The 21,316-nt window shown below is 66.1% G+C and carries 20 protein-coding genes; 9 read left to right on the forward strand and 11 right to left on the reverse strand.

From position 1 onward, the window contains the following. Positions 1-4: 4 nt before the first annotated feature. From ACYQ4T_RS23820 to ACYQ4T_RS23840, 5 genes are all read right to left on the reverse strand, one after another. A complete protein-coding gene (locus tag ACYQ4T_RS23820; RefSeq protein WP_459859210.1) occupies positions 5-718 on the reverse strand; it encodes an ABC transporter ATP-binding protein in 714 nt (237 codons plus the stop codon). 14 nt (positions 719-732) lie between these two features. After that, entirely contained in the window at positions 733-1,575 is an 843-nt protein-coding gene (locus ACYQ4T_RS23825) for an ABC transporter ATP-binding protein (RefSeq protein ID WP_459859096.1), read from the reverse strand. Then, positions 1,572-3,161 carry a high-affinity branched-chain amino acid ABC transporter permease LivM gene (gene livM / locus ACYQ4T_RS23830; RefSeq protein ID WP_459859097.1) on the reverse strand — a complete coding sequence of 530 codons (1,590 nt, stop codon included), beginning with the start codon at positions 3,159-3,161 and terminating at the stop codon, positions 1,572-1,574. Before livM ends, ACYQ4T_RS23825 begins: the two co-directional genes overlap by 4 nt. 2 nt (positions 3,162-3,163) lie before the next feature. Continuing rightward, a complete protein-coding gene (locus tag ACYQ4T_RS23835; RefSeq protein ID WP_459859098.1) occupies positions 3,164-4,093 on the reverse strand; it encodes an ABC transporter permease subunit in 930 nt (309 codons plus the stop codon). 290 nt (positions 4,094-4,383) lie between these two features. Further along, complete coding sequence (locus ACYQ4T_RS23840) at positions 4,384-4,584, reverse strand: DUF6898 family protein (RefSeq protein ID WP_459859099.1); 201 nt, start codon at positions 4,582-4,584, stop codon at positions 4,384-4,386. Between the two features lie 79 nt (positions 4,585-4,663). Between ACYQ4T_RS23840 and ACYQ4T_RS23845 the strand changes: the two genes are divergently transcribed. Further along, complete coding sequence (locus ACYQ4T_RS23845; protein ID WP_459859100.1) at positions 4,664-5,863, forward strand: acyl-CoA dehydrogenase; 1,200 nt, start codon at positions 4,664-4,666, stop codon at positions 5,861-5,863. Positions 5,864-5,897: 34 nt separating this feature from the next. On the opposite strand, the gene ACYQ4T_RS23850 is transcribed toward ACYQ4T_RS23845, so the two are convergent. The 3 genes from ACYQ4T_RS23850 to ACYQ4T_RS23860 all read right to left on the reverse strand — a co-directional run bounded on the left by ACYQ4T_RS23850 (position 5,898) and on the right by ACYQ4T_RS23860 (position 9,544). After that, a complete protein-coding gene (locus tag ACYQ4T_RS23850; protein ID WP_459859101.1) occupies positions 5,898-6,152 on the reverse strand; it encodes a hypothetical protein in 255 nt (84 codons plus the stop codon). Between the two features lie 35 nt (positions 6,153-6,187). After that, on the reverse strand, positions 6,188-7,252 hold the full coding sequence (locus tag ACYQ4T_RS23855) for a TerC family protein (RefSeq protein ID WP_459859102.1): 1,065 nt from the start codon (positions 7,250-7,252) through the stop codon (positions 6,188-6,190). 177 nt (positions 7,253-7,429) lie between these two features. Further along, a complete protein-coding gene (locus tag ACYQ4T_RS23860) occupies positions 7,430-9,544 on the reverse strand; it encodes a HAMP domain-containing methyl-accepting chemotaxis protein (RefSeq protein WP_459859103.1) in 2,115 nt (704 codons plus the stop codon). 87 nt (positions 9,545-9,631) lie between these two features. Here ACYQ4T_RS23860 and ACYQ4T_RS23865 point away from each other — a divergent pair, with 87 nt between their 5' ends. Together ACYQ4T_RS23865 and ACYQ4T_RS23870 are read left to right on the forward strand one after the other, a co-directional pair. Continuing rightward, positions 9,632-12,283, forward strand: coding sequence for a bifunctional acetate--CoA ligase family protein/GNAT family N-acetyltransferase (locus ACYQ4T_RS23865; RefSeq protein WP_459859104.1), 2,652 nt, complete (start codon positions 9,632-9,634; stop codon positions 12,281-12,283). A 93-nt stretch (positions 12,284-12,376) separates the two neighbouring features. Continuing rightward, positions 12,377-13,288 carry an SDR family oxidoreductase gene (locus tag ACYQ4T_RS23870; protein ID WP_459859105.1) on the forward strand — a complete coding sequence of 304 codons (912 nt, stop codon included), beginning with the start codon at positions 12,377-12,379 and terminating at the stop codon, positions 13,286-13,288. A gap of 90 nt (positions 13,289-13,378) precedes the next feature. On the opposite strand, the gene ACYQ4T_RS23875 is transcribed toward ACYQ4T_RS23870, so the two are convergent. Beyond that, positions 13,379-13,828 (reverse strand): MarR family winged helix-turn-helix transcriptional regulator, encoded by a 450-nt coding sequence (locus tag ACYQ4T_RS23875; protein WP_379955721.1) that lies wholly within the window; start codon positions 13,826-13,828, stop codon positions 13,379-13,381. A gap of 185 nt (positions 13,829-14,013) precedes the next feature. Next, entirely contained in the window at positions 14,014-15,039 is a 1,026-nt protein-coding gene (locus ACYQ4T_RS23880) for an enoyl-CoA hydratase/isomerase family protein (protein WP_459859106.1), read from the reverse strand. 250 nt (positions 15,040-15,289) lie between these two features. On the opposite strand from ACYQ4T_RS23880, the gene ACYQ4T_RS23885 reads away from it, so the two are divergent. From ACYQ4T_RS23885 to ACYQ4T_RS23895, 3 genes are all read left to right on the forward strand, one after another. Then, positions 15,290-16,606, forward strand: a complete 1,317-nt coding sequence (locus ACYQ4T_RS23885) for an O-acetylhomoserine aminocarboxypropyltransferase/cysteine synthase family protein (protein ID WP_459859107.1) — start codon at positions 15,290-15,292, stop codon at positions 16,604-16,606. Between the two features lie 166 nt (positions 16,607-16,772). Next, positions 16,773-17,285: a hypothetical protein gene (locus tag ACYQ4T_RS23890; RefSeq protein WP_459859108.1), complete on the forward strand. Its 513-nt coding sequence runs from the start codon at positions 16,773-16,775 to the stop codon at positions 17,283-17,285. Between the two features lie 72 nt (positions 17,286-17,357). Continuing rightward, complete coding sequence (locus tag ACYQ4T_RS23895) at positions 17,358-18,005, forward strand: LysE family translocator (protein WP_459859109.1); 648 nt, start codon at positions 17,358-17,360, stop codon at positions 18,003-18,005. On the opposite strand, the gene ACYQ4T_RS23900 is transcribed toward ACYQ4T_RS23895, so the two are convergent. Continuing rightward, a complete protein-coding gene (locus ACYQ4T_RS23900; protein WP_459859110.1) occupies positions 18,002-18,844 on the reverse strand; it encodes a LysR family transcriptional regulator in 843 nt (280 codons plus the stop codon). The two genes, ACYQ4T_RS23895 and ACYQ4T_RS23900, sit on opposite strands and share 4 nt — an antisense overlap. A gap of 109 nt (positions 18,845-18,953) precedes the next feature. Here ACYQ4T_RS23900 and ACYQ4T_RS23905 point away from each other — a divergent pair, with 109 nt between their 5' ends. From ACYQ4T_RS23905 to ACYQ4T_RS23915, 3 genes are read left to right on the forward strand one after another with little or no spacing between them, the layout of a single operon-like run. Continuing rightward, positions 18,954-19,940 (forward strand): bile acid:sodium symporter family protein, encoded by a 987-nt coding sequence (locus ACYQ4T_RS23905; RefSeq protein WP_459859111.1) that lies wholly within the window; start codon positions 18,954-18,956, stop codon positions 19,938-19,940. Positions 19,941-19,956: 16 nt separating this feature from the next. After that, the gene (locus ACYQ4T_RS23910; protein WP_459859112.1) at positions 19,957-20,304 is read left to right on the forward strand and encodes an MmcQ/YjbR family DNA-binding protein; all 348 of its coding nucleotides are present in this window, start codon (positions 19,957-19,959) and stop codon (positions 20,302-20,304) included. Continuing rightward, positions 20,301-21,302 carry a hypothetical protein gene (locus tag ACYQ4T_RS23915; RefSeq protein WP_459859113.1) on the forward strand — a complete coding sequence of 334 codons (1,002 nt, stop codon included), beginning with the start codon at positions 20,301-20,303 and terminating at the stop codon, positions 21,300-21,302. The genes ACYQ4T_RS23910 and ACYQ4T_RS23915 overlap by 4 nt, the downstream gene beginning before the upstream one ends. Positions 21,303-21,316 lie beyond the last annotated feature (14 nt).

The raw sequence follows: 21,316 nt of genomic DNA on the forward strand, positions 1-21,316 counted from the left end.
ACCATCAGTGATGCCCACCTTCGAGATAGGCGGCGCGCACCTCGGCGTTGCTCAGCAACTCCTTGCCGGTGCCGCTCAGCGTGATCTTGCCGTTGACCATGACGTAGGCGCGATGCGCCAGCTTCAGCGCATGGTTGGCGTTCTGCTCGACCAGGAAGACGGTGACACCCTGCTTCTCGTTGATCTCGCGGATGATCTGGAAGATCTGCTTCACGATCAGCGGCGCCAGGCCCAGCGACGGCTCGTCCAGCAACAACAGCTTCGGCCGGCTCATGAGCGCCCGGCCGATCGCCAGCATCTGCTGTTCGCCGCCGGAGAGCGTGCCGCCGCGCTGCTTCTGCCGCTTCTCCAGCACCGGGAACATGGCGAAGACCCGCTGCAGGTCCTCATCGAAATGGCCGGGATCGGTGGTCAGCGTGCCCATCTTCAGGTTCTCGAGCACGGTCATGCGCGGGAAGATCCGCCGTCCCTCGGGCGATTGGGCGATGCCGAGCCGCATGATTTCGTAGGTCGGCAGCCGGCTCACGTCCTTGCCGGAGAACGTGATCGTGCCCTCGCGGATCCGCGGCGAACCGCAGATCGACATGAGAAGCGTCGACTTCCCCGCGCCATTGGCGCCGATCAACGTGACGATCTCGCCGGTGTTGATCGTGATGTCGATGCCCCGCAGCGCCTCGATATGGCCGTAGAAGGAGCGGATGCCCGAGACCTGGAGCATGGTTTCGGCCATGGCTAGTCTTTCTCTTCTTCGCCGAGATAGGCGCGGATCACGGCCGGGTCCTGCTTGATCTCCGCCGGCGTGCCGTCGGCGATCTTGCGCCCGTAATCCAGCACCACGATGTGGTTGGAAATTCCCATCACGACGCTCATGTCGTGCTCGATCAGCAGCAGGCCGATACCGGTGCGGTCGCGGATCTCCAGCAGGAGCTCGTTGAGCTCGGCGGATTCGCGCGGGTTGAGACCGGCGGCCGGCTCGTCCAGGCAGAGCAGGACCGGATCGGTGCACATCGCGCGCGCGATCTCCAGGCGGCGCTGGCCGCCGTAAGGCAGGCTGCCCGCCGGCTGGTCGGCCAGGCTCAGCAGCCCGACCCGCTCCAGCCACTGCACCGCGAGGTCCTTCGCCTCGGCCTCGGCGCGCCGATAGCCGGGGGCGCCGAACAGGCCGAGAATGGTGAGGCCCGAGGCCTTCATCAGCTTGTTGTGCTGGGCGACGATCAGGTTCTCCAGCGCCGACATGCCGGGGAAGAGGCGGATGTTCTGGAAGGTGCGCGCGACCCGGGCGCGCTGCCCGATCCGGAACCCGTCCATCTGCTCCAGCAGGTAAGGCGGCGCGCCGTCGGTCCGGTGCAGGGTGATGCGGCCGGTCGAAGGCTTGTAGAAACCGGTGATGCAGTTGAACAGCGTCGTCTTGCCGGCGCCGTTCGGGCCGATCACGCCGGTGATCTGGCCACGACGGGCGGTGAAGTTCACGTCCTCGACCGCGACCAGGCCGCCGAAGCGCATGGTGAGATGCTCGACCTCCAGCAGGACGCTGGAATCGGTCGGGTGATCGGGCTGGGCCGGAACCGCGGTCATGACTTCACCCCGCGCGCGGTGGCGCCGGTCGCCGAGGGCGCGTGCTTCGGGTCGAGCGCGATCGTCGGCTCGCGGTGTGCGAGCAGGCCGCGCGGCCGCAGCAGCATGATCATCACCATGCACATTCCGTAGAACAGCATGCGGTAGAGCGAGAGCTCGCGCATCACCTCGGGAAGCCCCACGAGCAGGATCGCCGCCAGCGCCACGCCGACCTGGCTGCCCATGCCGCCCAAGACGACGATCGCCAGGATCTGCGCGGATTCGATGAAGACGAAGCTCTCCGGGCTGACGAAGCCCTGGCGGGTCGCGAAGAACGAGCCGGCGAAGCCGGCGAACATCGCGCCGATCGCGAAGGCGGTGAGCTTGGTGTTGGTCGGGTTGATGCCGAGCGCGCGGCAGGCGGTCTCGTCCTCGCGCAGGGCTTCCCAGGCGCGGCCGATCGGCAGCTTGCGCAAGCGGATGGTGACGAAGTTGGTGATCAGCGCCAGCACCAGGATCACGTAGTAGAGAAAGATCGACCGGTGGATAGTGCTGAAGTCGAGGTTGAAGAAGGTGGCGAAGGTGTCCTGCCCTTCCGGCGCCTTGCGGTCGAACGGCAGGCCGAAGAAGGTGATCTTCGAGAGATTGCCCAAGCCGTTCGGACCACCGGTGAATACCTGCCAGTTGATCAGCACGATGCGGATCATCTCGCCGAAGCCGAGCGTCACGATCGCCAGATAATCGCCGCGCAGCCTGAGCACCGGGAAGCCGAGCACCACGCCGAAGGTCGCGGCGAGCAGGCCGGCGATCGGCAGGCATTCCCAGAAGCCGAAGCCGAAATCGATGCTGAACTTGGCGTAGGTATAGGCACCGACGGCATAGAAGGCGACGTAGCCGAGATCCAGCAGCCCGGCGAGACCGACGACGATGTTCAGGCCCCAGCCCAGCATCACGTAGGTGAGGATCAGGATCAGCGTCTCCACCACCTGGCGGGTGTTGTTCGACCAGGGGGAGATGTAGATCAGCCCCGGAAGAACGATCGCGATGATGATCAGCGCAGGGCCGAGAATGCCGGACATGCGGCGCGCCCAGTGCGCGCGACGTTCCTCGCGGGCCTCGCGCGCGGCGACCGTCATCGCGCCGTGGCGCAAGGCGCGCCGGCTGGAGATCGCTGTGCCGAAGATGAAGGCGGCGCCGAGGCCGAAGATCACGTTCACCATCGGCTGCTCGTAGGGGAACGGCAGGCTGGTGTAGATCGCATCCAGGCTGGGGTTCTCCGCCGGCTCGAACAGGCCGGTCGCACCCAGAACGGACAGGTAGATGAAGCCGATGGCGCCGCCGATCAGCGCGGGCTGCGACTTTCCGAGCCGGTTGAGCGCAATCAGGAACCGGCCGACCGGCACCAGGATGCAGGCCCAGATCACGTCGGAGAACTGGGTAACGAAGCTCAGGGGCTGGCCCTGCTCCGCCTGGGTCTTGAAGCCGACCATGTAGATCGAGAGCAGGAAGACCAGGACGACGGTGATCGAGGCCTCGCGCGCCGCCTCGATCACGGGCGACGGAGCCTTCTTGGTCGGCATTGCGCCGCGCACAGCAACGTCGGCCATGGTCAGACCTTCTCCACTTCAGGACGCCCGAGCAGGCCGGTGGGACGGAAGATGAGCACCAGCACCAGGATCGAGAAGGCCGCCACATCCTTGTACTCGGAAGTGAAATAAGCCGACCACAGCGCCTCGATGAGGCCGATCAGGATGCCGCCCAGCATCGCACCCGGGAGCGAGCCGATGCCACCCAGCACCGCCGCGGTGAAGGCCTTGATGCCGGCCACGAAGCCCATGAAGAAGTCGTTGTTGCCGTAGTAGAGCGTCACCATCATGCCGGCGACGGCGGCAAGGGCCGCGCCCATGACGAAGGTCAGCGAGATGGTGCGGTCGACGTTCACGCCCAAGAGCGAGGCCATCTTCATGTCCTGCTCGCAGGCACGCTGCTGGCGGCCGAGCGAGGTGTTGCCGATAGCGAAGGCGACGGCGCCCATCATCACCACGGTGACGCAGATGATGACGATCTGCAGATAGCCGAGCTGCACCGTGAAGCCCGCGGTCTCGGCGCTGATCACCTCGAAGCCGCCGCGGATGATCGGCTCGACCGGCTTCGGGCGCGGGCCTTGCAGCAGCTGCACGTAGTTCTGCAGCAGCACCGACATGCCGATCGCGGAAATCAGCGGCGCCAGGCGACTCGATCCGCGCAGCGGCCGATAGGCGATACGCTCCACCGTCCAGCCATAGGCGGCGGTGAGCACGACGGAGACGACCAGCATCAGCAGCAGAATCGCCGGCACCCAGGTGATCCCCAGCGCGCCGCAGACCAGCAGCATGATCATCCCCTGGAAGGCGCCGATCATATAGACGTCGCCGTGGGCGAAGTTGATCATGCCGATGATGCCGTAGACCATCGTATAGCCGATGGCGATCAGGCCGTAGACCGAGCCGAGCGTGAGCCCGTTGATGACCTGCTGCAGAAAATACGGAAACCAATCCATGTGAACTCGCCTGCCGGATTATGCCGAAGCAAAGCGGATGGGTCCCGCGACATGGTTTCCCCGCGCTCCCCTGCCTGCCTTCCGAATTTGGCAGGACGTCCAGACCTGAATGATTGTCTTTCCCGGTTCCGCTGGAACCGGGCTCCACTGTGCGACGCTCAGCATTCCCCGCTCTCGACCTTCGCTGGCCGGCCGATGGTTCGGCCCGATCCGCGCTGTCGTTGTTTCGCGGAACCTAGCTCAAGCCCCTTGTAGGAACAAGAGATATTGCACCCCAAGGATTGCGTTCCTTACCTGTTCCCGGGATTGGTCCCGCGTTTGGCGAGCACATATTCCAGCTTGCGGACCGCCAGGCGCGTGAGTTCCGCGTCGCCGACGCCAAGTGCTCCGACGATCGATACTTCGGTCAGGGTTGCCGGGTCCATGGCGGTCACTTTCACCGCATTGCCAACGCGGTGAAACTCGATGATATACCCTTCTTCGTCAGCCATTGACCCTGGCATTCCCGCCCTGGGATGAAATCGGTCCCAAGATGAATTCTAGCATCGATCGCCTGTTGAGGAGAGTGAGATGAGTTCCGCCCGCCACAGTTCCAAGCCCGAGTTCACCTGGGATGACGCCTTGCTGCTGGACGAGCAGCTCAGCGAAGAGGAACGGCTGGTGCGCGACACCGCGCGCGGCTATGCCCAAGACAAGCTGATGCCGCGCGTGCTCCTCGCCAACCGGCATGAGAAATTCGACCGCGAGATCATGAACGAGCTGGGCGAGCTTGGCTTGCTCGGTTCCACGATCGACGGCTATGGCTGCGCCGGCACCAACTACACCTCCTATGGCCTGGTGGCGCGCGAGATCGAGCGCGTCGATTCGGGCTATCGCTCGGCGATGTCGGTGCAGTCGAGCCTGGTTATGCACCCGATCCACGCCTACGGCACCGAGGAGCAACGGCAGAAATACCTGCCCCGCCTCGCCACCGGCGAGATCGTCGGCTGCTTCGGCCTGACCGAGCCGGACCACGGCTCCGATCCCGGCAGCATGAAGACCACGGCGAAGAAGACCGCCGGCGGCTATGTGCTGAATGGCGCCAAGATGTGGATCACGAATTCGCCGATCGCCGACATCGCGGTGGTCTGGGCCAAGACCGAGGACGGCGTCATCCGCGGCTTCATCCTCGAGCGCGGCATGCAGGGCTTCTCGACGCCGAAGATCGAAGGCAAGTTCTCGCTCCGCGCCTCGGTCACCGGCGAGATCGTGATGCAGAATGTCGAGGTGCCCGAAGCCAATCTGCTGCCGAATGTCTCAGGCCTCAAGGGTCCGTTCGGTTGCCTCAACAATGCGCGCTACGGCATCGCCTGGGGCGCTTTGGGCGCCGCCGAGTTCTGCTGGCACCAGGCGCGCAGCTACACGCTGGACCGCAAGCAGTTCGGCCGGCCGCTCGCCGCCAACCAGCTCATCCAGAAGAAGCTCGCCGACATGCAGACCGAGATCACGCTGGGGCTGCAGGCTTGTTTGCGGGTCGGCCGGTTGAAGGACGAGGGCCGCGCCGCGCCGGAGATGATCTCGCTGATAAAGCGCAATTCCTGCGGCAAGGCCCTCGACATCGCGCGGACGGCCCGCGACATGCACGGCGGCAACGGCGTCAGCGACGAGTTCCACGTCATCCGCCATGTGATGAATCTGGAAGCCGTGAACACCTACGAGGGCACGCACGACATCCACGCGCTGATCTTGGGGCGCGCGCAGACCGGTTTGCAGGCCTTCACCGGGGCATAGGACCGGCACGGACAAGGCCGCCGATCACCCCGCCCTACTCCGACAGGGCGGCAAGGGCGAAGCGCAGCGCCGCCAACGCCGCGGCGACTGTCGCTGCCAGGGCCGCGCGGGCGTTGAGCAACTGACTCCGGTTGACCGCCGTGACGATGCGGTTGAGGTCGGCCGCGTCGATCTCTTCCGAGCGCGAAATGCGCCGGAGCGTTCGGCCGGAGGCGCGGTACCACAGCATTGAGGCGAGGCAGGCTGCGGCGGCGGCGGCGACGTCAAGGGTGAAGGCGAGTATCTGCATGCCAGAGAGCTCGGGGCGTCGGAAGACGGACGATACTACCGGACCGGCTGGCTCGCCGCACCCCGGGACTTCCAGAGGGAGGCACCGACGCCGGCCGCAAGCAGGCCGAAGGTAATGGCGAGCGAGACTACCGGCGGGATCTTGGCCAAGTCCAGCATGTCGGCAACGAAGATCTTCGAGCCGATGAACACCAAGATCGCGGCCAGCGCGTATTTCAAGTAATGGAACCGGTCCGCCATGGCGGCTAGCGCGAAGTAGAGCGCCCTCAAACCGAGGATCGCGAAGATGTTCGAAGTATAGACCACGAAGGGATCGGTGGTGATGGCGAAGATCGCCGGCACCGAATCCACCGCGAAGACCAGGTCGGCGAACTCGATCATCACCAGCGCCAGGAAGAGGGGCGTCACAAACCAGCGATGGCGGCCCTTGCCGTCGGCCTGGCGAACGAAGAAGCGCTCGCCGTGCAGCTGCTCCGTCACGTTGAAACGCCGGCGCACCCAGCGCAAGGCCGGATTGGAGCCGACATCATACTGTTTATCGACCGTCATGGCCATCTTGATGCCGGTCGCGATGAGGAAGGCGGCGAAGATGTAGAGAACCCACTCGGCCTGCGCGATGATCCCGGCGCCGAGACCGATCATGATCGCACGCAGCACGATGACGCCGAGAATGCCCCAGAACAGCACGCGGTGCTGGTAGAGCCGCGGCACCGAGAAATAGGCGAAGATCATGGCGATGACGAAGACATTGTCCATCGCCAGCGCCTTCTCCACCGCGAAGCCGGTGATGTAAGCCATGCCGGAAGCGGCGCCCAGATACCACCAAACCCAGGCTCCGAAGGCGAGCCCCAGCCCGATGTAGAGCCCACTCATCAAGAGGCTCTCGCGGATTCCGACCTCATGGACCTTGCGATGCAGCGCGCCGAGATCGAAGGCGAGGAGCGCCAGCACGATCCCGATGAAGCCTAGCCACATCCAAACCGGCTGACCCAGCACGGGCTCGGTCACGAGACTGCCTTTGAACGCGCTGCCGTCCAGCACCCTGGCGGTGATGGCAGCAAGGTCGAGCGCCACGGTCTCCATCGGTCCCCGTCGTCCCATTCGATCGTCGGCGGACGCGCGTTAACGATCCGACATCGCGCAGCTGCCGACAGGCTGCGCCAGAGGGGCCCGGACCGGGTGTGCGGCTCAGATGGCGGCGGGAGGCCGATTCGTCAAGGGCGGGCGCGACGGCACGTGCCCGGTCGAACCGCCGGGATGGGAGTCCCGGCGGCGGCGCTATGCCACCCGCACCGCTTCGAGGAAGCTCTCCACCTCGCCGCGCAGGGCCTGGGAGCGTTCGGCCAAGCCATCGGCCGCGCCGCGCACTTCCGAGGCCGCAGCGCCGGTCAGGTCCGCGGCATGCGTGACACCGGTGATGTTCTCGTCCACCGAGGCGGTGCCCTGCGCCGCCTCCTGGACGCTGCGGGCGATTTCCTGGGTCGCGGCGCTCTGCTGGACCACGGCGGCGGAAACCTGGGACGTGATGTCGTTGATCTTGTCGATGGTCTCGACGATCGAGCGGATCGCCGCCACGGATTCGCCGGTCACCGACTGCACGGCCGAGATATGCGCGCCGATCTCCTCGGTCGCCTTGGCGGTCTGGTTGGCCAAGGTCTTCACTTCAGACGCGACCACCGCGAAGCCGCGGCCGGCATCGCCCGCCCGCGCCGCCTCGATCGTGGCGTTGAGCGCCAGCAGGTTGGTCTGCTCGGCGATGTCGTTGATGAGCCGCACCACGGTGCCGATCTTCTCGGTCGCGGCGGCCAGGCTCTCGACCAGCTTGTTGGTCGACTTCGCCTGCTCGGTCGCCTCGCCGGCGATCTTGGTGCTGTTCTCCAGCTGGCGCCCGATCTCCTGCACCGAGGCCGCCAATTCCTCGCTGGCGCCGGCCACGGCCTGGACGTTGACGGTCGCGGCGTTGGAGGCCTTGGCCACGGTCTGCGCCCGCTCGGCGGCGCCGCTCGCGGTTTCGGTCATTGATTCCGCCGTGGTCCGCATCTTGCCGACCGCGTCGGAGACGTCCTTCAGGATGCCGGAGACCGCTTCGTCGAAGCGGCCGGTGATTTCCGTCACGCGTTCCGCGCGCGCCTCGCGCGCCGCCTGCTCCTCTTTCTGCTGCGCATCGAGCGCGCGGGCCTGGATCATGCTGGTCTTGAACACCTCCAGCGCCCGGGCCATGGCGCCCATCTCGTTCTTCAAATGCGCGTCCGGCACGACGACCTCGAGATCGCCGCCCGAGAGACTGCCCATCGCCGCGGTCAGGCGCGAGATCGGCCTGGTCAGCGCGCGGATCACGATGACAGCGATGACCGCCGCCAGCACGATGCCGCCGATGCCGAGCGCCCCCATCACCAGCATCAGCAGCTTGGAGGCGTCAATGATCTGGTTGCCGCTGGTCTTCAGCGAATCCGCCTGGCGCTCGACCAGGCCGCCATGGCGCTGGCCGTCCTCACCCGGCTTGCCGGCGAGCAGATCGAGAATGGCCTCGAAGGTCGGCGTCACTTCCTTGTTGAGCTTGGACTGGGCCGCGTTCCAGTCGTCGCCGCTGCGGATGTCCTGCACCTGCGGCAGGATCGGGGAGATGATACCCATCTGCTTCTGCAGCATGCCGAAGGTGACCTTCTGGCCGCTGGTGAACAGCGCCTGGTCCTTCTCGAGCTTGGCCATCCGCGTGGTGGTGATCGCCCAGTTCTTCTTGAAACCGGAGGTGAAGGAGTCATCGCCGGTCAGGGCATAGGCGCGGATATTCGCCATGCTGAGCGCGAAGCCCTGCCGCAGATCGGCGATGGTGAGCAGCAATTCCTTGCGCTCGTCGGTGCTGGGCTGGGTCCGCTCCTCGTTGGCCATGGCGACGAGACCGCCGTTCATCTGCGCCTCGGCCGACTTCGCATTCTTCTCCAGCAGGGTGAGCGCCGGCTGCTCCAGGGTGCTGTGCGCGATGGTCTCGGTCTCTTGCTGGGCATTGCGCAGCGTCTCCAGCAGCGTCTTCACCTGCTGCCAGTCTTCCTTGTCTTGCTGTGCGTCCCACCCCGCCGCCAACGCGTCGAGGCCAGCCACGTCGGCGTCGATGGCCTTCCAGATGTCGAGGCGCGCGCCCTTGAACACGGCATTGTCGCTGATCATCCAGTCGCGCAAGGCGGCGGTCGAAGCCTGGACATTGGCGACCAGGCGGTCGCCCGTCATTGTGCTCGGCAGGCGCTCGGCCACCATCTCGCCAGTCATCGCGCCGTTGTCCTGGATCTGCTTGAGGCTGACCGCGACGATCACGACCAGAATGGCCGCCATCAGGCCGAAGCCCGCGATGAGCCAGGTCCGCACTTTGAAGCCGGACAGTTTTGCTTTAATTCCCATGGAGTTGGTCCGCATCCCGAGGTCAAGATTATTCCCGTCAACTTTTGCCGGTAATGTCTTTCCACGCGGTTAACGAGAGAGATTAGGATGAGCACACGGAACCTGACGCACCTGCTTCAACCGCAGTCGATCGCATTGATCGGCGCCAGCGACCGGCCCGGCCGCATGGGGGAAAAGACCTGGCGCAACCTGACCGGCTCCGGCTTCTCCGGCCGCCTCTTTCCGGTCAACCCGAAGCATCGTCGCCTCGGCGATGCACAAGTTTATCCGAATATCGCGGCTCTCCCGGAAACACCCGACCTCGCGGTGATCGCGACTCCCGCCGATACCGTGCCCGGCATTGTCGAGGAACTTGCGACCAAGGGCGTGAAGGGAGCGGTCATCATCACGGCCGGCCTGGATGCCGGCATGAAGCAGCGCATGCTCGACGCCGCCAGGACGAACACCATGCGCCTGCTCGGGCCGAACTGCCTTGGGTTGATCATCCCGGGGCTGGGCGTCAATGCGGCCTTCGCGCATCTGATGCCGGAAGCGGGCGGCCTCGCCTTCCTGTCGCAGTCGGGCGCGATCCTGACCTCGGTGATCGACTGGGCGCAGCCGCGCGGCATCGGCTTTTCCCATCTCGTTTCCATGGGCGAGCTGATCGACGTCGATTTCGGCGACATGCTCGACTATCTCGCCGACGACCCCGGCACCACCGCGATCCTCATGTATGTCGAGGCGGTCACCCATGCGCGGAAGTTCATGTCGGCGGCAAGGCGCGCCGCGCGCGTGAAGCCGGTCATCGCCATCAAAGCCGGACGCCATTCGGAAGCCGCCAAGGCGGTCGCTTCGCATACCGGCGCGCTGGCCGGCGCCGACGCGGTCTATGACGCCGCCTTTCGCCGCGCCGGCATGCTGCGGGTCTATCAGCTCGACGAGCTGTTCGCCGCGGCGCAGACCCTGGCGCTGTCGCGGATCCCGGCCGGGGGACGGTTGGCGATCATGACCAACGGCGGCGGCATGGGCATTCTCGCCACCGACACGCTGATCGATGCCGGCGGCGAGCTCGCCGAGCTTGCGCCGGCAACGCTGGATAAGCTGAGTGGCGTGCTGCCGGCCGGCTGGTCGCACGGCAACCCGGTCGACATCATCGGCGATGCCCCGCCCGAACGGTTTGCGGCGGCGGCCGGAATCCTGCGCGACGATCCCAATGTGGATGCGCTGCTTGCCCTCAACTGCCCGACCGCGATCGCCGATCCGGTCGCCGCGGCCGATGCCGTGATCGGCGCGGTTGAAGGCAGCCGGCTCTGCGTCCTGACCAGCTGGATCGGCGAGGCAACCGCGGCCGAGGCGCGGCGGCATTTCTCCGCCGCCGGCATCCCCACCTACGAGACCCCGGAAGCGGCGGTGCGCGCCTTCGGCCACGTGGCCGAGTATAGGCGCAACCGCGAGATGCTGATGGAGACCCCGCCCTCGATGCCGACCTCGTTCCAGGTCGAGATGGAGCCGGTCCGCAAGATCATCGACGGCGCGCTCGCCGAACGGCGCGAGATGCTGACCGGCCCGGAGGCGCAGGCGATCCTCGGCGCCTATCACATCCCGACCACCGAGGCAGCCAGGGCATCGACACCGGCCGAAGCCAGGGCGGCCGCGGCGATGCGGTCCGGGCCCTTCGCGGTGAAAATCCTCTCGCCGGACATCACCCACAAGTCGGATATCGGCGGCGTGGCGCTCGGCCTCGACGGAGCCGATGCGGTCGAGCGGGCCGCCGAGGCGATCATCGCCCGGGCGAAGAAGCTCAGGCCCGAAGCGCGGATCCTTGGCGTCAGCATCGAGCCGATGATCCGCAAGACCGACTCGATCGAGCTCATCCTCGGCATGACCGAAGATGCGCAATTCGGCCCGGTGCTGCTGTTCGGCCATGGCGGGGTCGCGGTCGAACGCCTCGCCGACAGCGCCCTCGCGCTGCCGCCGCTCAACATCAAGCTCGCCCATGAGCTGATGAAGATGACCCGGGTCTACCGGCTGCTGACCGGCTATCGCGACCGGCCGCGGGCGGACATCGACGCCATCGCGCTCACCCTGGTCAAGCTTTCGCAGCTGATCGTCGATGTGCCGGAGATCGTGGAGCTCGACATCAACCCGCTGCTCGCCGACCAGCACGGCGTTATCGCGCTCGACGCCAGGATGAAGGTGCGACCGGCCAAGGGCGTGCCGCGGCTGGCGATCCGCCCCTATCCGCGCCGGCTCGAGGGTATGGTCGCGGACGCGAGCGGCCGCCCCTTCATGATCCGGCCGATCCTGCCCGAGGACGAGCCGGAGGTGCAGGCGCTGATCGGCCGCCTCTCTCCCCGCGCGATCCGGCTGCGCTTCTTCGCGCCGCTGAAGGCACTGACCCACCGCGATGCCGCTCGTCTCACCCAGATCGACTATGACCGCGAGATGGCCCTGGTGCTGACCGAGCCCGGCCCAGCCGGCAGGTCGCCGATCTACGCCGCCGTGCGCCTGATCTCCGATCCCAACAACGAGCACGGCGAGTATGCGGTCGTGGTGCAGGACGACCTGACCGGCAAGGGTCTCGGCATGCTGCTGATGAAGCGGATCATCGAATATGCGAAGAGCCGGGGGCTGGGCGAGATCATCGGCCATGTGCTGAGCGAGAACACCACCATGCTGAAGCTCTGCGAGGAACTGGGCTTCCGCATCGAGCGCAACCTGGAAGACACCTCGGGCGTCGTGGTGCGGCTCAAGCTCTAGGAATCTTCGAAGCGGCTTGGAACAATTTTACGTCGCCGCTCTCCCAGCGCCCTGCTACAAGTCCGCCCCATTTCACTGGAGGGAGGATTCGCCATGTCGTCTCTTGCAGGAAGGATCGCGCTGGTCGCCGGCGCCACGCGCGGCGGCGGGCGCGGAATCGCGGCGGAACTCGGCGCCGCCGGGGCCACGGTCTATGTCACCGGCCGCACCACACGCAGCCAGCAATCGGAATACCGAAGACCGGAGACCATCGAGGACACGGCGGAGCTCGTCACCAGCCTCGGCGGCCAGGGGATCGCCGTGCGGACTGATCACCTAAACCCGAGCGAAGTCGAGGCGCTGGTCGCTCGGATCAAGAGCGAACAGGGCCGGCTGGACATCCTGGTCAACGATGTCTGGGGCGGCGAGAATCTGTTCGAGTGGAACAAGGCGGTCTGGGAGCACAATCTGGAGAACGGCCTGCGCCTGCTCCGCCTCGCCATCGACACCCATCTCATCACCGCGCATCACGCGCTGCCGCTGCTGATCCAGCAGCCGGGCGGGCTGATGGTCGAAGTCACCGACGGCACAGCGGAATACAACGCGACCCATTACCGCCTCTCGGTGTTCTACGATCTGGCCAAGAATGCGGCGATCCGCATGGCCTGGGACCACGCCAAGGACCTGGAGAAACACGGCGCCATGGCAGTCGCGATCACGCCCGGCTGGATGCGGTCGGAGATGATGCTCGGGCACTTCAACGTCACGGAAGCGAACTGGCGCGACGCGACGAAGGACCAGCCGCATTTCGCGATCTCGGAGACGCCCCGCTTCACCGGCCGCGCGATCGCGGCGCTTGCCGCCGATCCTGACCGCAAGCGCTGGAACGGGCAGTCGCTCTCCAGCGGGCAACTGGCGCAGGTCTACGGCTTCACCGACCTCGATGGGTCACGGCCGGATTGCTGGCGCTATCTGGTGGAAGTGCAGGAAGCCGGGAAGCCCGCGGATACGACGGGGTATCGTTAGCCTCTTGAATCGTCATGCCCGGGCTTGACCCGGGCATCTGGTTCCTTGGGGCGCGAGATGGCCGGGTCAAGCCCGGCCATGACGGTTTGACTAGCGGTAGTCCATGCTGGTGGCCCAGAAGCGCTCCAGCTTGCGCAGGGTTCCGTTAACGCCGTCGAGATCGCCTTCGTTGGCGACTTCCGCGGTCATGTTCTTAAGGTGCCGGTCATACATCTCGTGCATGCGCTCGACAACCTTGAGCGCCTTCTCCGAGAGCTTCACATGGACCGCGCGGCGGTCATGCGGCGAACGCTCCTGCACCAGATAGCCGTTCTCGACCATCTTCTTGACGTTGTAGGAGACGTTGGAGCCGAGGTAGTAGCCGCGGTTGGTCAGTTCGCCGACCGAGAGCACGTCGGAGCCGATGTTGAACAGGATCATCGCCTGAACGTTGTTCAAGTCGCGGATCCCCTGGCGGTCGAGGTCAGCCTTGATGACTTCGAGACACTCGCGGTGCAGCCGCTCGATGAGCGCGATCGTGTCCAGATATGCCTTTTTCACCTTGAGCCCCCGAAACTTCGAATCGGCAGAAAACTGCGAATAAGCGCCGAAACTAGGCGATCGTCCTAAAAAAAGGGTTAATTTCGCAGGAATTCCGCCTAACCTGCCGGAAAAAGAGCATAAAATGATTCGCCGCGCATGGCGAGCAATTCGCTAAGCCTGGGCCCTGGCAAGAAAATTGCCTCCTAGGCCGCAGGCGACCATTCCATTGCGCGATCCAGCGGCGCAAACAGCGCGTCCAGCGCGGCTTCCGTGACTTCGCGCTGCTCGGCGGGCTGCCAGACCGGCTTCTCATCGCGGTCGATGACGAAGGCCCGGATCCCCTCCCGGAAGTCGTGCCCGTCGATCAGGTGCTGGCTCAGACGGTAGTCGGCCTTCAGCACCTCCTCGAGCGGCTTCCCCTTGGAGGTGCGCAGATGGCGGTAGGTCAGCGCCAGGCTGGTCGGCGATTGCGGACGCAGCTGCTCGGCGGTGCCCTTGGCCCACTCGCCGCCGCGCGCCGCCAGCACGCCCTTGATCTCGGCGACGCTGCCGAGGCCGAAGACCTGGTTCACATGCGGCTCGATGTCTGACAGCGTCGAGACCGGCGGCGGGATCGAGAGATCGTTGATCAGGAGCGGCGTGATCAGCGAGACGCGGTCCTCAGGCACCATATGGGTGAGCAGTCCGGCGTGGAACAAGCCGCGCGCCCGCAAAGCGACGCCGGTCAGCGCCAGGAACATGCCGATCTCGCCGGGGCATTTATTGTAGAAGAAGGCAGCGCCGCCATCGGGGAAGTAGCCGACCTTGCAGTCGGCGAAGGCGAGGTAGCAGTTGCGCGTGCCGACGCGGATCCGGCAATGCGCGCCCAGCGCCACGCCGCCGCCCATGGTGATGCCGTCCATCACGGCGACGGTCGGCTTCTTGTAGGTCGCGATCCGATAGAGCAGCTGGTAGAAGCGGCGATAGACCCGCGCGCCGTATTCCCGGTCGCCCGACTGCAGCGCTTCGTAGAGCGCGCGCTGGTCCACCCCGGCGCAGAAGGCATCGCCGGTCCCGGCCTTGCCGATCAGGATGCCGGTGACCTTGGGGTCGGTCGCCCATGCGGCGAGCTGGCCGTCGATCGCCTCGATCATCTCCAGCGAAAGCGCGTTCAGCTCCTCCGGCCGGTTGAGGCGGATTTCGCCGGTACCGGCGCGCAAGGAAAACTCGACATGGGGCGTGCTGGGCATAAGGGGATCTGTGTTGACAGCGGATGGGGCGGCAGGCCGGAATTGGCGGGCCTGATTGGCACGATTTCGACCGTTTTGACAAGTCTTTGCCGTTTCCGGCGAAAGGCGTTGGGAAGGGCGCGATTTCATGCTTGGATGACCCAACAGCCGCTGGAGCCCCGGCCGGGTGACGAAGATCACTTGATCTCGCCCGGCCCATCAAAAATAGTCCGACCCCATTGAAATCGACCTTCGATAAGGGAGCCCCGACATGACCGCGAAGAGCAAAAACCCCGAGACCATCGTCCTTCACGCCGGCCACCGGCGCGATGCCGCCACCAACGCGGTCGCGGTGCCGATCTACCAAACCACCTCGTATCAGTTCAACAGCACCGAGCATGCTGCGAACCTGTTCGGCCTCAAGGAATTCGGGAACATCTACACCCGGATCATGAACCCGACCCAGGACGTGCTGGAGCAGCGCCTGGCGGCGATCGAAGGCGGTGCGGCCGCCCTCGCCCTCGCCTCCGGCCAGGCGGCCAGCGCCTTCTCGATCCAGAACATCGCCCGGGCCGGCGACAATTTCGTCGCCTCGACCGATCTCTACGGCGGCACCTGGAACCTCTTCGCCAACACCTTCAAGGAAATGGGGATCGAGGCCCGCTTCGTCGATCCGAAGGACCCTGAAGCCTTCGCGCGTGCGACCGACGCCAAGACCCGCGCCTATTACGCCGAGACCCTGCCCAACCCGAAGCTGCGCGTCTTCCCGATCAAGGAAGTCGCCGATATCGGCCGCAAGCTCGGCGTGCCGCTGATCATGGACAACACCGCGGCGCCGATCATTTGCAAGCCGTTCGAGCATGGCGCGGCGGTCATCGTCTATTCGACCACCAAGTATATCGGCGGCCACGGCACCTCGATCGGCGGCGCGCTGATCGACGGCGGCAACTTCGACTGGGAAAAGCACGCCGAGCGCTTCCCGGGACTCAACCAGCCGGATCCCAGCTATCACGGCGCGGTCTGGACCCAGGCGGTGAAGCCGATCGGGCCGGTCGCCTATATCATCAAGGCGCGGGTCACCCTACTGCGCGACCTCGGCGCCGCGATGAGCCCGTTCAACGCCTTCCAGTTCATCCAGGGTCTCGAGACCCTGCCGCTCCGTATGCGCGAGCATTGCCGCAACGCGCAGGCGGTGGCCGATTTCCTGAACAGCCATCCCTCGGTCACCAAAGTGATCCACCCCAGCCAGATGGAGGGCGAGGAGAAGCGCCGGGCGCAGGCCTATCTGAAGGGCGGCCTCGGCGGCCTGGTCGGCTTCGAGATCAAGGGCGGCGCGGCGGCCGGCCGGAAGTTCATCGACGCCTTGGAGATGTTCTACCACGTCGCCAATATCGGCGATGCGCGCAGCCTGGCGATCCATCCGGCGAGCACCACGCATTCGCAGCTTTCGCCGGAAGAGCAACTGAAGACCGGCGTCAGCGACTCCTATGTGCGGCTGTCGGTTGGCCTGGAGCATATCGACGACATCCTCGGCGATCTTCGCCAGGCGCTGGACAAGGCCACCGACGCGAAGAAGGCGGCGGAGTAGGCGTCAACTTTTTCTACAAGGGGCGCGCTGGATCCTCCGGCGCGCCCTTTTTCTTGCTCCGACTTTTGTGACGCCTGCCGGCAGAAGCGGCACAACAACTCCCCAACCGCGCCCGGATTAGGCCGCAATCCTCCGCCATCGATGGAGGATGCACGACCACACCACGATGCTCCCCGTTATCCCGGTGGACGAACCGGTGCCGATCGGCCCCCGCACCGCCGACTTGCCGCTGGGACGCGTCCTGCTGGCACTCGCCGTAGCGCCGCTGCTGGGCGCCACGCTCATGACGCTGGGCGTCCATCTGGTCAACGCATTCGAGGGCAGCGGTGTCGGCTGGCAGGACCTGACGCTTTCGATGCTGGCCCCGATCGCCTGGTCGGTGATCTGCGGATTGACCTATCTGCGGACCGTGAGTCGGTTGCGCAACCAGATTGCGTGGCACGAATGTCTCCTGCTCGGCTGCGCCAGCAGCTTCCTTATGCCGCTGGTCTACGACATCGTGGGCACCCTCCTGCTGCAGGGGCGCTTCCCGCTCGTGGATTGGGCGCACCTCAAGACCTACGCCTTTGCCGGCCTGTTCACCCTGCCCTTCGGCCTGCTCGGCGGCTGGCTGTTCTGGCGCATCGCCGTGCGCCCGGCGGATACGGCGATGCGGGATCTGTCCGGCGTGTTCGACTGAGCCGAGACCCCGGCGCTTGAGCACTTTCGGTCCCGCGTGAGGTCGTGCCATCATCGGCCGAACCGGAATCGAATGGCACCGATGTACGACCTCAACCACTGGATCGTCTTCTTCACCGCGGCCTTGGCGCTCAACCTCTCGCCGGGGCCGGATATCGCCTATATCGTTTCGAACACGGTCGCGCAGGGGAAGCGGCACGGCTTCGCGGCCTCGTTCGGGGTCTGCTCCGGGGCGATCGTGCATGTGCTGGCCGCTGCCTTCGGTCTGTCGGCGATCCTCGCCGCCTCCGCCCTCGCCTTCTCGGTGGTGAAATGGGTCGGCGCCGCCTATCTCATCTATCTTGGGATCCATGCGCTGATGACCGCGGGTTCCGGTTTCGCGATCGACGGCAGGCTGCGAAAGCCCCGTTCCAGTTCTGCGATCTTCCGGCAGGGCTTCATGATCGATGTGCTCAACCCGAAGGTTGCCGTCTTCTTCATGGCCTTCCTGCCGCAGTTCGCCGACCAGGCCTTGGGCCACATCCCGTTGCAGTTGGTGCTGCACGGTGCGCTGGTCATCGCCGTCGGCCTCGCGGTCGAGGCGGTGATCGTGCTCATTGCCGCGCGCTTTACCGAAGCGCTGCGGCGCAACCCGCGGATCGGCCTCTGGCTCGACCGGGCGCTGGGCACGGTGCTGATCGGACTGGGCGTGCGGCTCGCCTTGCAGCAGCGCGCGCACTAGCCGATCCGCGTCTCCTTCAGGATCTGCAGCAAGGTCTGCGCCGGGGCCGTCAGCTTGCGGGCGGCCACGGCGACGTATTGCACGTCCGGCAGCGCCGGCAGCGGCGCGGCCACGCGCGGCAGCGCCAGGCCCGCTGTCGGTAAGTGCGCCGGCTGCACGGTGATGCCGAGACCGGCGCGGGCGGCGGCACTGCAGGCGGCATAGCTGCCGCTGCTGCAAACCACCTGCCAGCGGTGCCCCGCCTCGCCCAGGGCGTTCAGCGCCTCCTTGCGGGTGACGCTCGGCTCCGCCAGCAGGATCAGCGGCAGCGGGCGATCGGCATCGAACCTGGCGCCGGCCTGCGCGAGCCAGACCAGGGCCTCACGGTGCAAAGCGTGGCCTCGCTCCTCGCCAGGCCGGCGCTTGCCGGTGATGATGTCGAGCTTGCCGGCGTCGAGCTCGCGGTAGAGCGCGTCCGTGAAGCCGATGGTGATGTCGAGATCGACATCCGGATGGCGGCGGCGGAAGGCGGCGAGGATATCCGGCAGCGGCCCCTGAACCAGGTCGTCCGAGGTGCCGAAGCGCACCCGGCCGCGCAGCTTCGGGCCGGTGAACTGCGCCTCGGCGGCTTGATGCGCCTCGAGGATCAGCCGGGCATGGACCAGCAGGGTCTCGCCGTCCGGCGTGAGGGCCAACGAATGGGTGTCGCGGACGAACAGCCGGCGGCCGAGCGCGGCCTCGAGCTGGCGCACATGCTCGCTCACCGTCGATTGGGTGAAGCTGAGGCGCCGGGCAGTCTCGCTGAAGCTCGAGGCCGCCGCCGCGATCAGGAAGGTGCGGAGCCAGTGCGGGTGGAGCATCCATTCTGGTTATCGGATTACCCGATGACAGTCAACGTAGCCAGCGGTCTTCACGATGGCTAGCTGCGGGGCCAGATTTACCGCGACCCCATAACCCGGACCTCGCGCCATGACCCGCTTCCTGCCCGACCGCTTCATCCTCGCCTTGCTCGCGACCGTCGCCCTGGCGAGCTTTCTCCCCGCCAGCGGCGGAGCGGCCGAGATCGTCGGCTGGGCCAGCAACATCGCGATCGGCCTGTTGTTCTTCCTGCACGGCGCGCGGCTCTCGCGGGAAGCGGTGATCGGCGGCCTCCGCCAGCCGAAGCTGCATGGCGCCGTGCTGGCCAGCACCTTCCTGCTGTTCCCGATGATCGGGCTGCTGCTCGAGGCCGCCTTCCCCGACCTCCTGGCGCCGGCGCTCTGGACCGGCGTGCTGTTCGTCTGCACCCTCTCCTCCACAGTGCAGTCCTCGATCGCCTTCACCTCGATCGCCCGCGGCAACGTCCCGGCGGCGGTCTGCGCCGCGACCGCGTCCAATCTCCTCGGCATCCTGCTGACGCCGCTGCTGGTCGGGCTGCTGCTGCACAAGACCGGGAGCGCCGACGGGCTCGATTCCGCCTTGAACATCGTGGCGCAGTTGCTGCTGCCCTTCCTCGCCGGCCAGCTGCTTCGGCCCTGGATCGGCGGCTGGGCCGCGCGGCACAGCAAGATCCTGGCCGTGGTCGATCGCGGCTCGATCCTGCTCGCAGTCTACAGCGCCTTCGGCGCGGCGGTGGCCGAGGGCATCTGGCACCTCTTCCCGCTCCTCCAGCTGGGCGAGCTGGTACTGGTCAACGCAATGCTGCTCGGCCTGGTGCTGGTCGTCACCAGCTTCGGCAGCCGGCTCTTGGGCTTCCGCCGCGCCGACGAGATCGTCGTGGTGTTCTGCGGCTCGAAGAAGTCGCTCGCCGCCGGGATCCCGATGGCGACTGTGCTGTTCGGCGCCTCGACCGTCGGCGTGGTGCTGCTGCCGATCATGATCTTCCACCAGATGCAGCTCATGGTCTGCGCCCTGCTGGCGCGGCGCTATGCGGCGCACCAGCAGGGCGCCGACGCCGTTCCAGTCGCCGCCGAATAATGCTATCTGCGGTCGCATGACCGCCGCCGTCACCAACCGCCTGCGCAAGATCTGCCTTGCCCTCCCCGAAGCCGCGGAGAAAGAAGCCTGGGGTGATCCGACCTTCCGGGTGAAGGGCAAGATCTTCGCCATGGAGAAGCGCGGCGATGGTCGCGTCTCGGTCTGGTTCAAGGCGCCGCCGGGTAGCCAAGCCGTGCTGATCGGCGCCGAGCCGGAGACTTTCTTCCGCCCGCCCTATGTCGGGCATAAGGGCTGGGTCGGCATGCGGCTCGATGCGAAGCCGGATTGGAAGGAGGTCGCGGCGCTGCTGCGGCGGAGCTACGCGCTGACCGCGCCGAAGAAGCTGGCGGGGATGGTGAAATGACCGTGCACCCGGATAGGCCCGCCGAGCTGCCGGTTTCGGCCGAGGTGTCAGCCAACGGCGGTCCCCTTCGCGGGCGAATACTCGGCGGCATCATCCTCGCAGCCGTGCCGACAGCGGTGCCGATGGTTGCCTCGGCGCTGAACGTCGACGCGGCGCATCTCTTGTGGGGCGTGGGCGTGGTCTGCCTGGGCGCGGTCGGAATCTGGCTGATCGGTGGAATCGCAGTTGTCTGGCTGCGCAGAGGCGATCTTCGTCTGGTTGAATGCCTTGCCTTGGGCTTGCTCCTCGGATTCCTGCTGCCCGCGGCCTCGATTGCGGTTTCGGGGCTGATCCAGCAAGCCATATCTTCGGAGGCGCACTCGGTCGCGGCGACATTCCGGAGCGTCGGCCTCCAACCCCTGGTCACCATGGGCGTGGCGGGACTGCCCTTCGGTCTGCTCGGCGGATGGTTGTTCTGGCGGGTGGCGCGACGACGGTTGATTGCCGCAATCGCACGCACCGACACACCCGACACACTCTTGCACCGGCGTTGGCAGGACCTGAGCAAGCGACGCCTGGCCTGCGGGCTGCTCGCGGCTGGGGCGCCATGGACCCTGGCCAACCTCGCCTACACAGCCTTCGCAATGCGCGGTGCGGAACTTGTGGGCGCGCTGCCGGTGGCGCTGATCGCCACGGAGTTCTGGTTTCTCGCGCTTGGCTTTCTCTATCTATTCGCCTTCAGCCGGCGCCGCCGCAGCGTTGCGCGCACGGACTGCTTTCTGCTCGGCATGCTGCTCACCTGTGTCTACCCGGTCTACGGCATAGGCTTCAGCCTTGCGTTCGGTGTCGTCCCGGACGGAATCCCGACGGACATGGGGCTATTGGGCGGTGCGCTCGCCATGATTCTGTTCGGCCTCTCGCTCACCCCGGTCGGCCTGCTTTCCGGCTGGCTGTTCTGGCGGGTCGGCGTTCGGCCCGCGCGACCGAAGGATTTGGCGAGCGCACCGGTGTTCGATTGAGGCAACGGGCCATA

The organism is Dongia sp. agr-C8 (genome assembly GCF_054658695.1).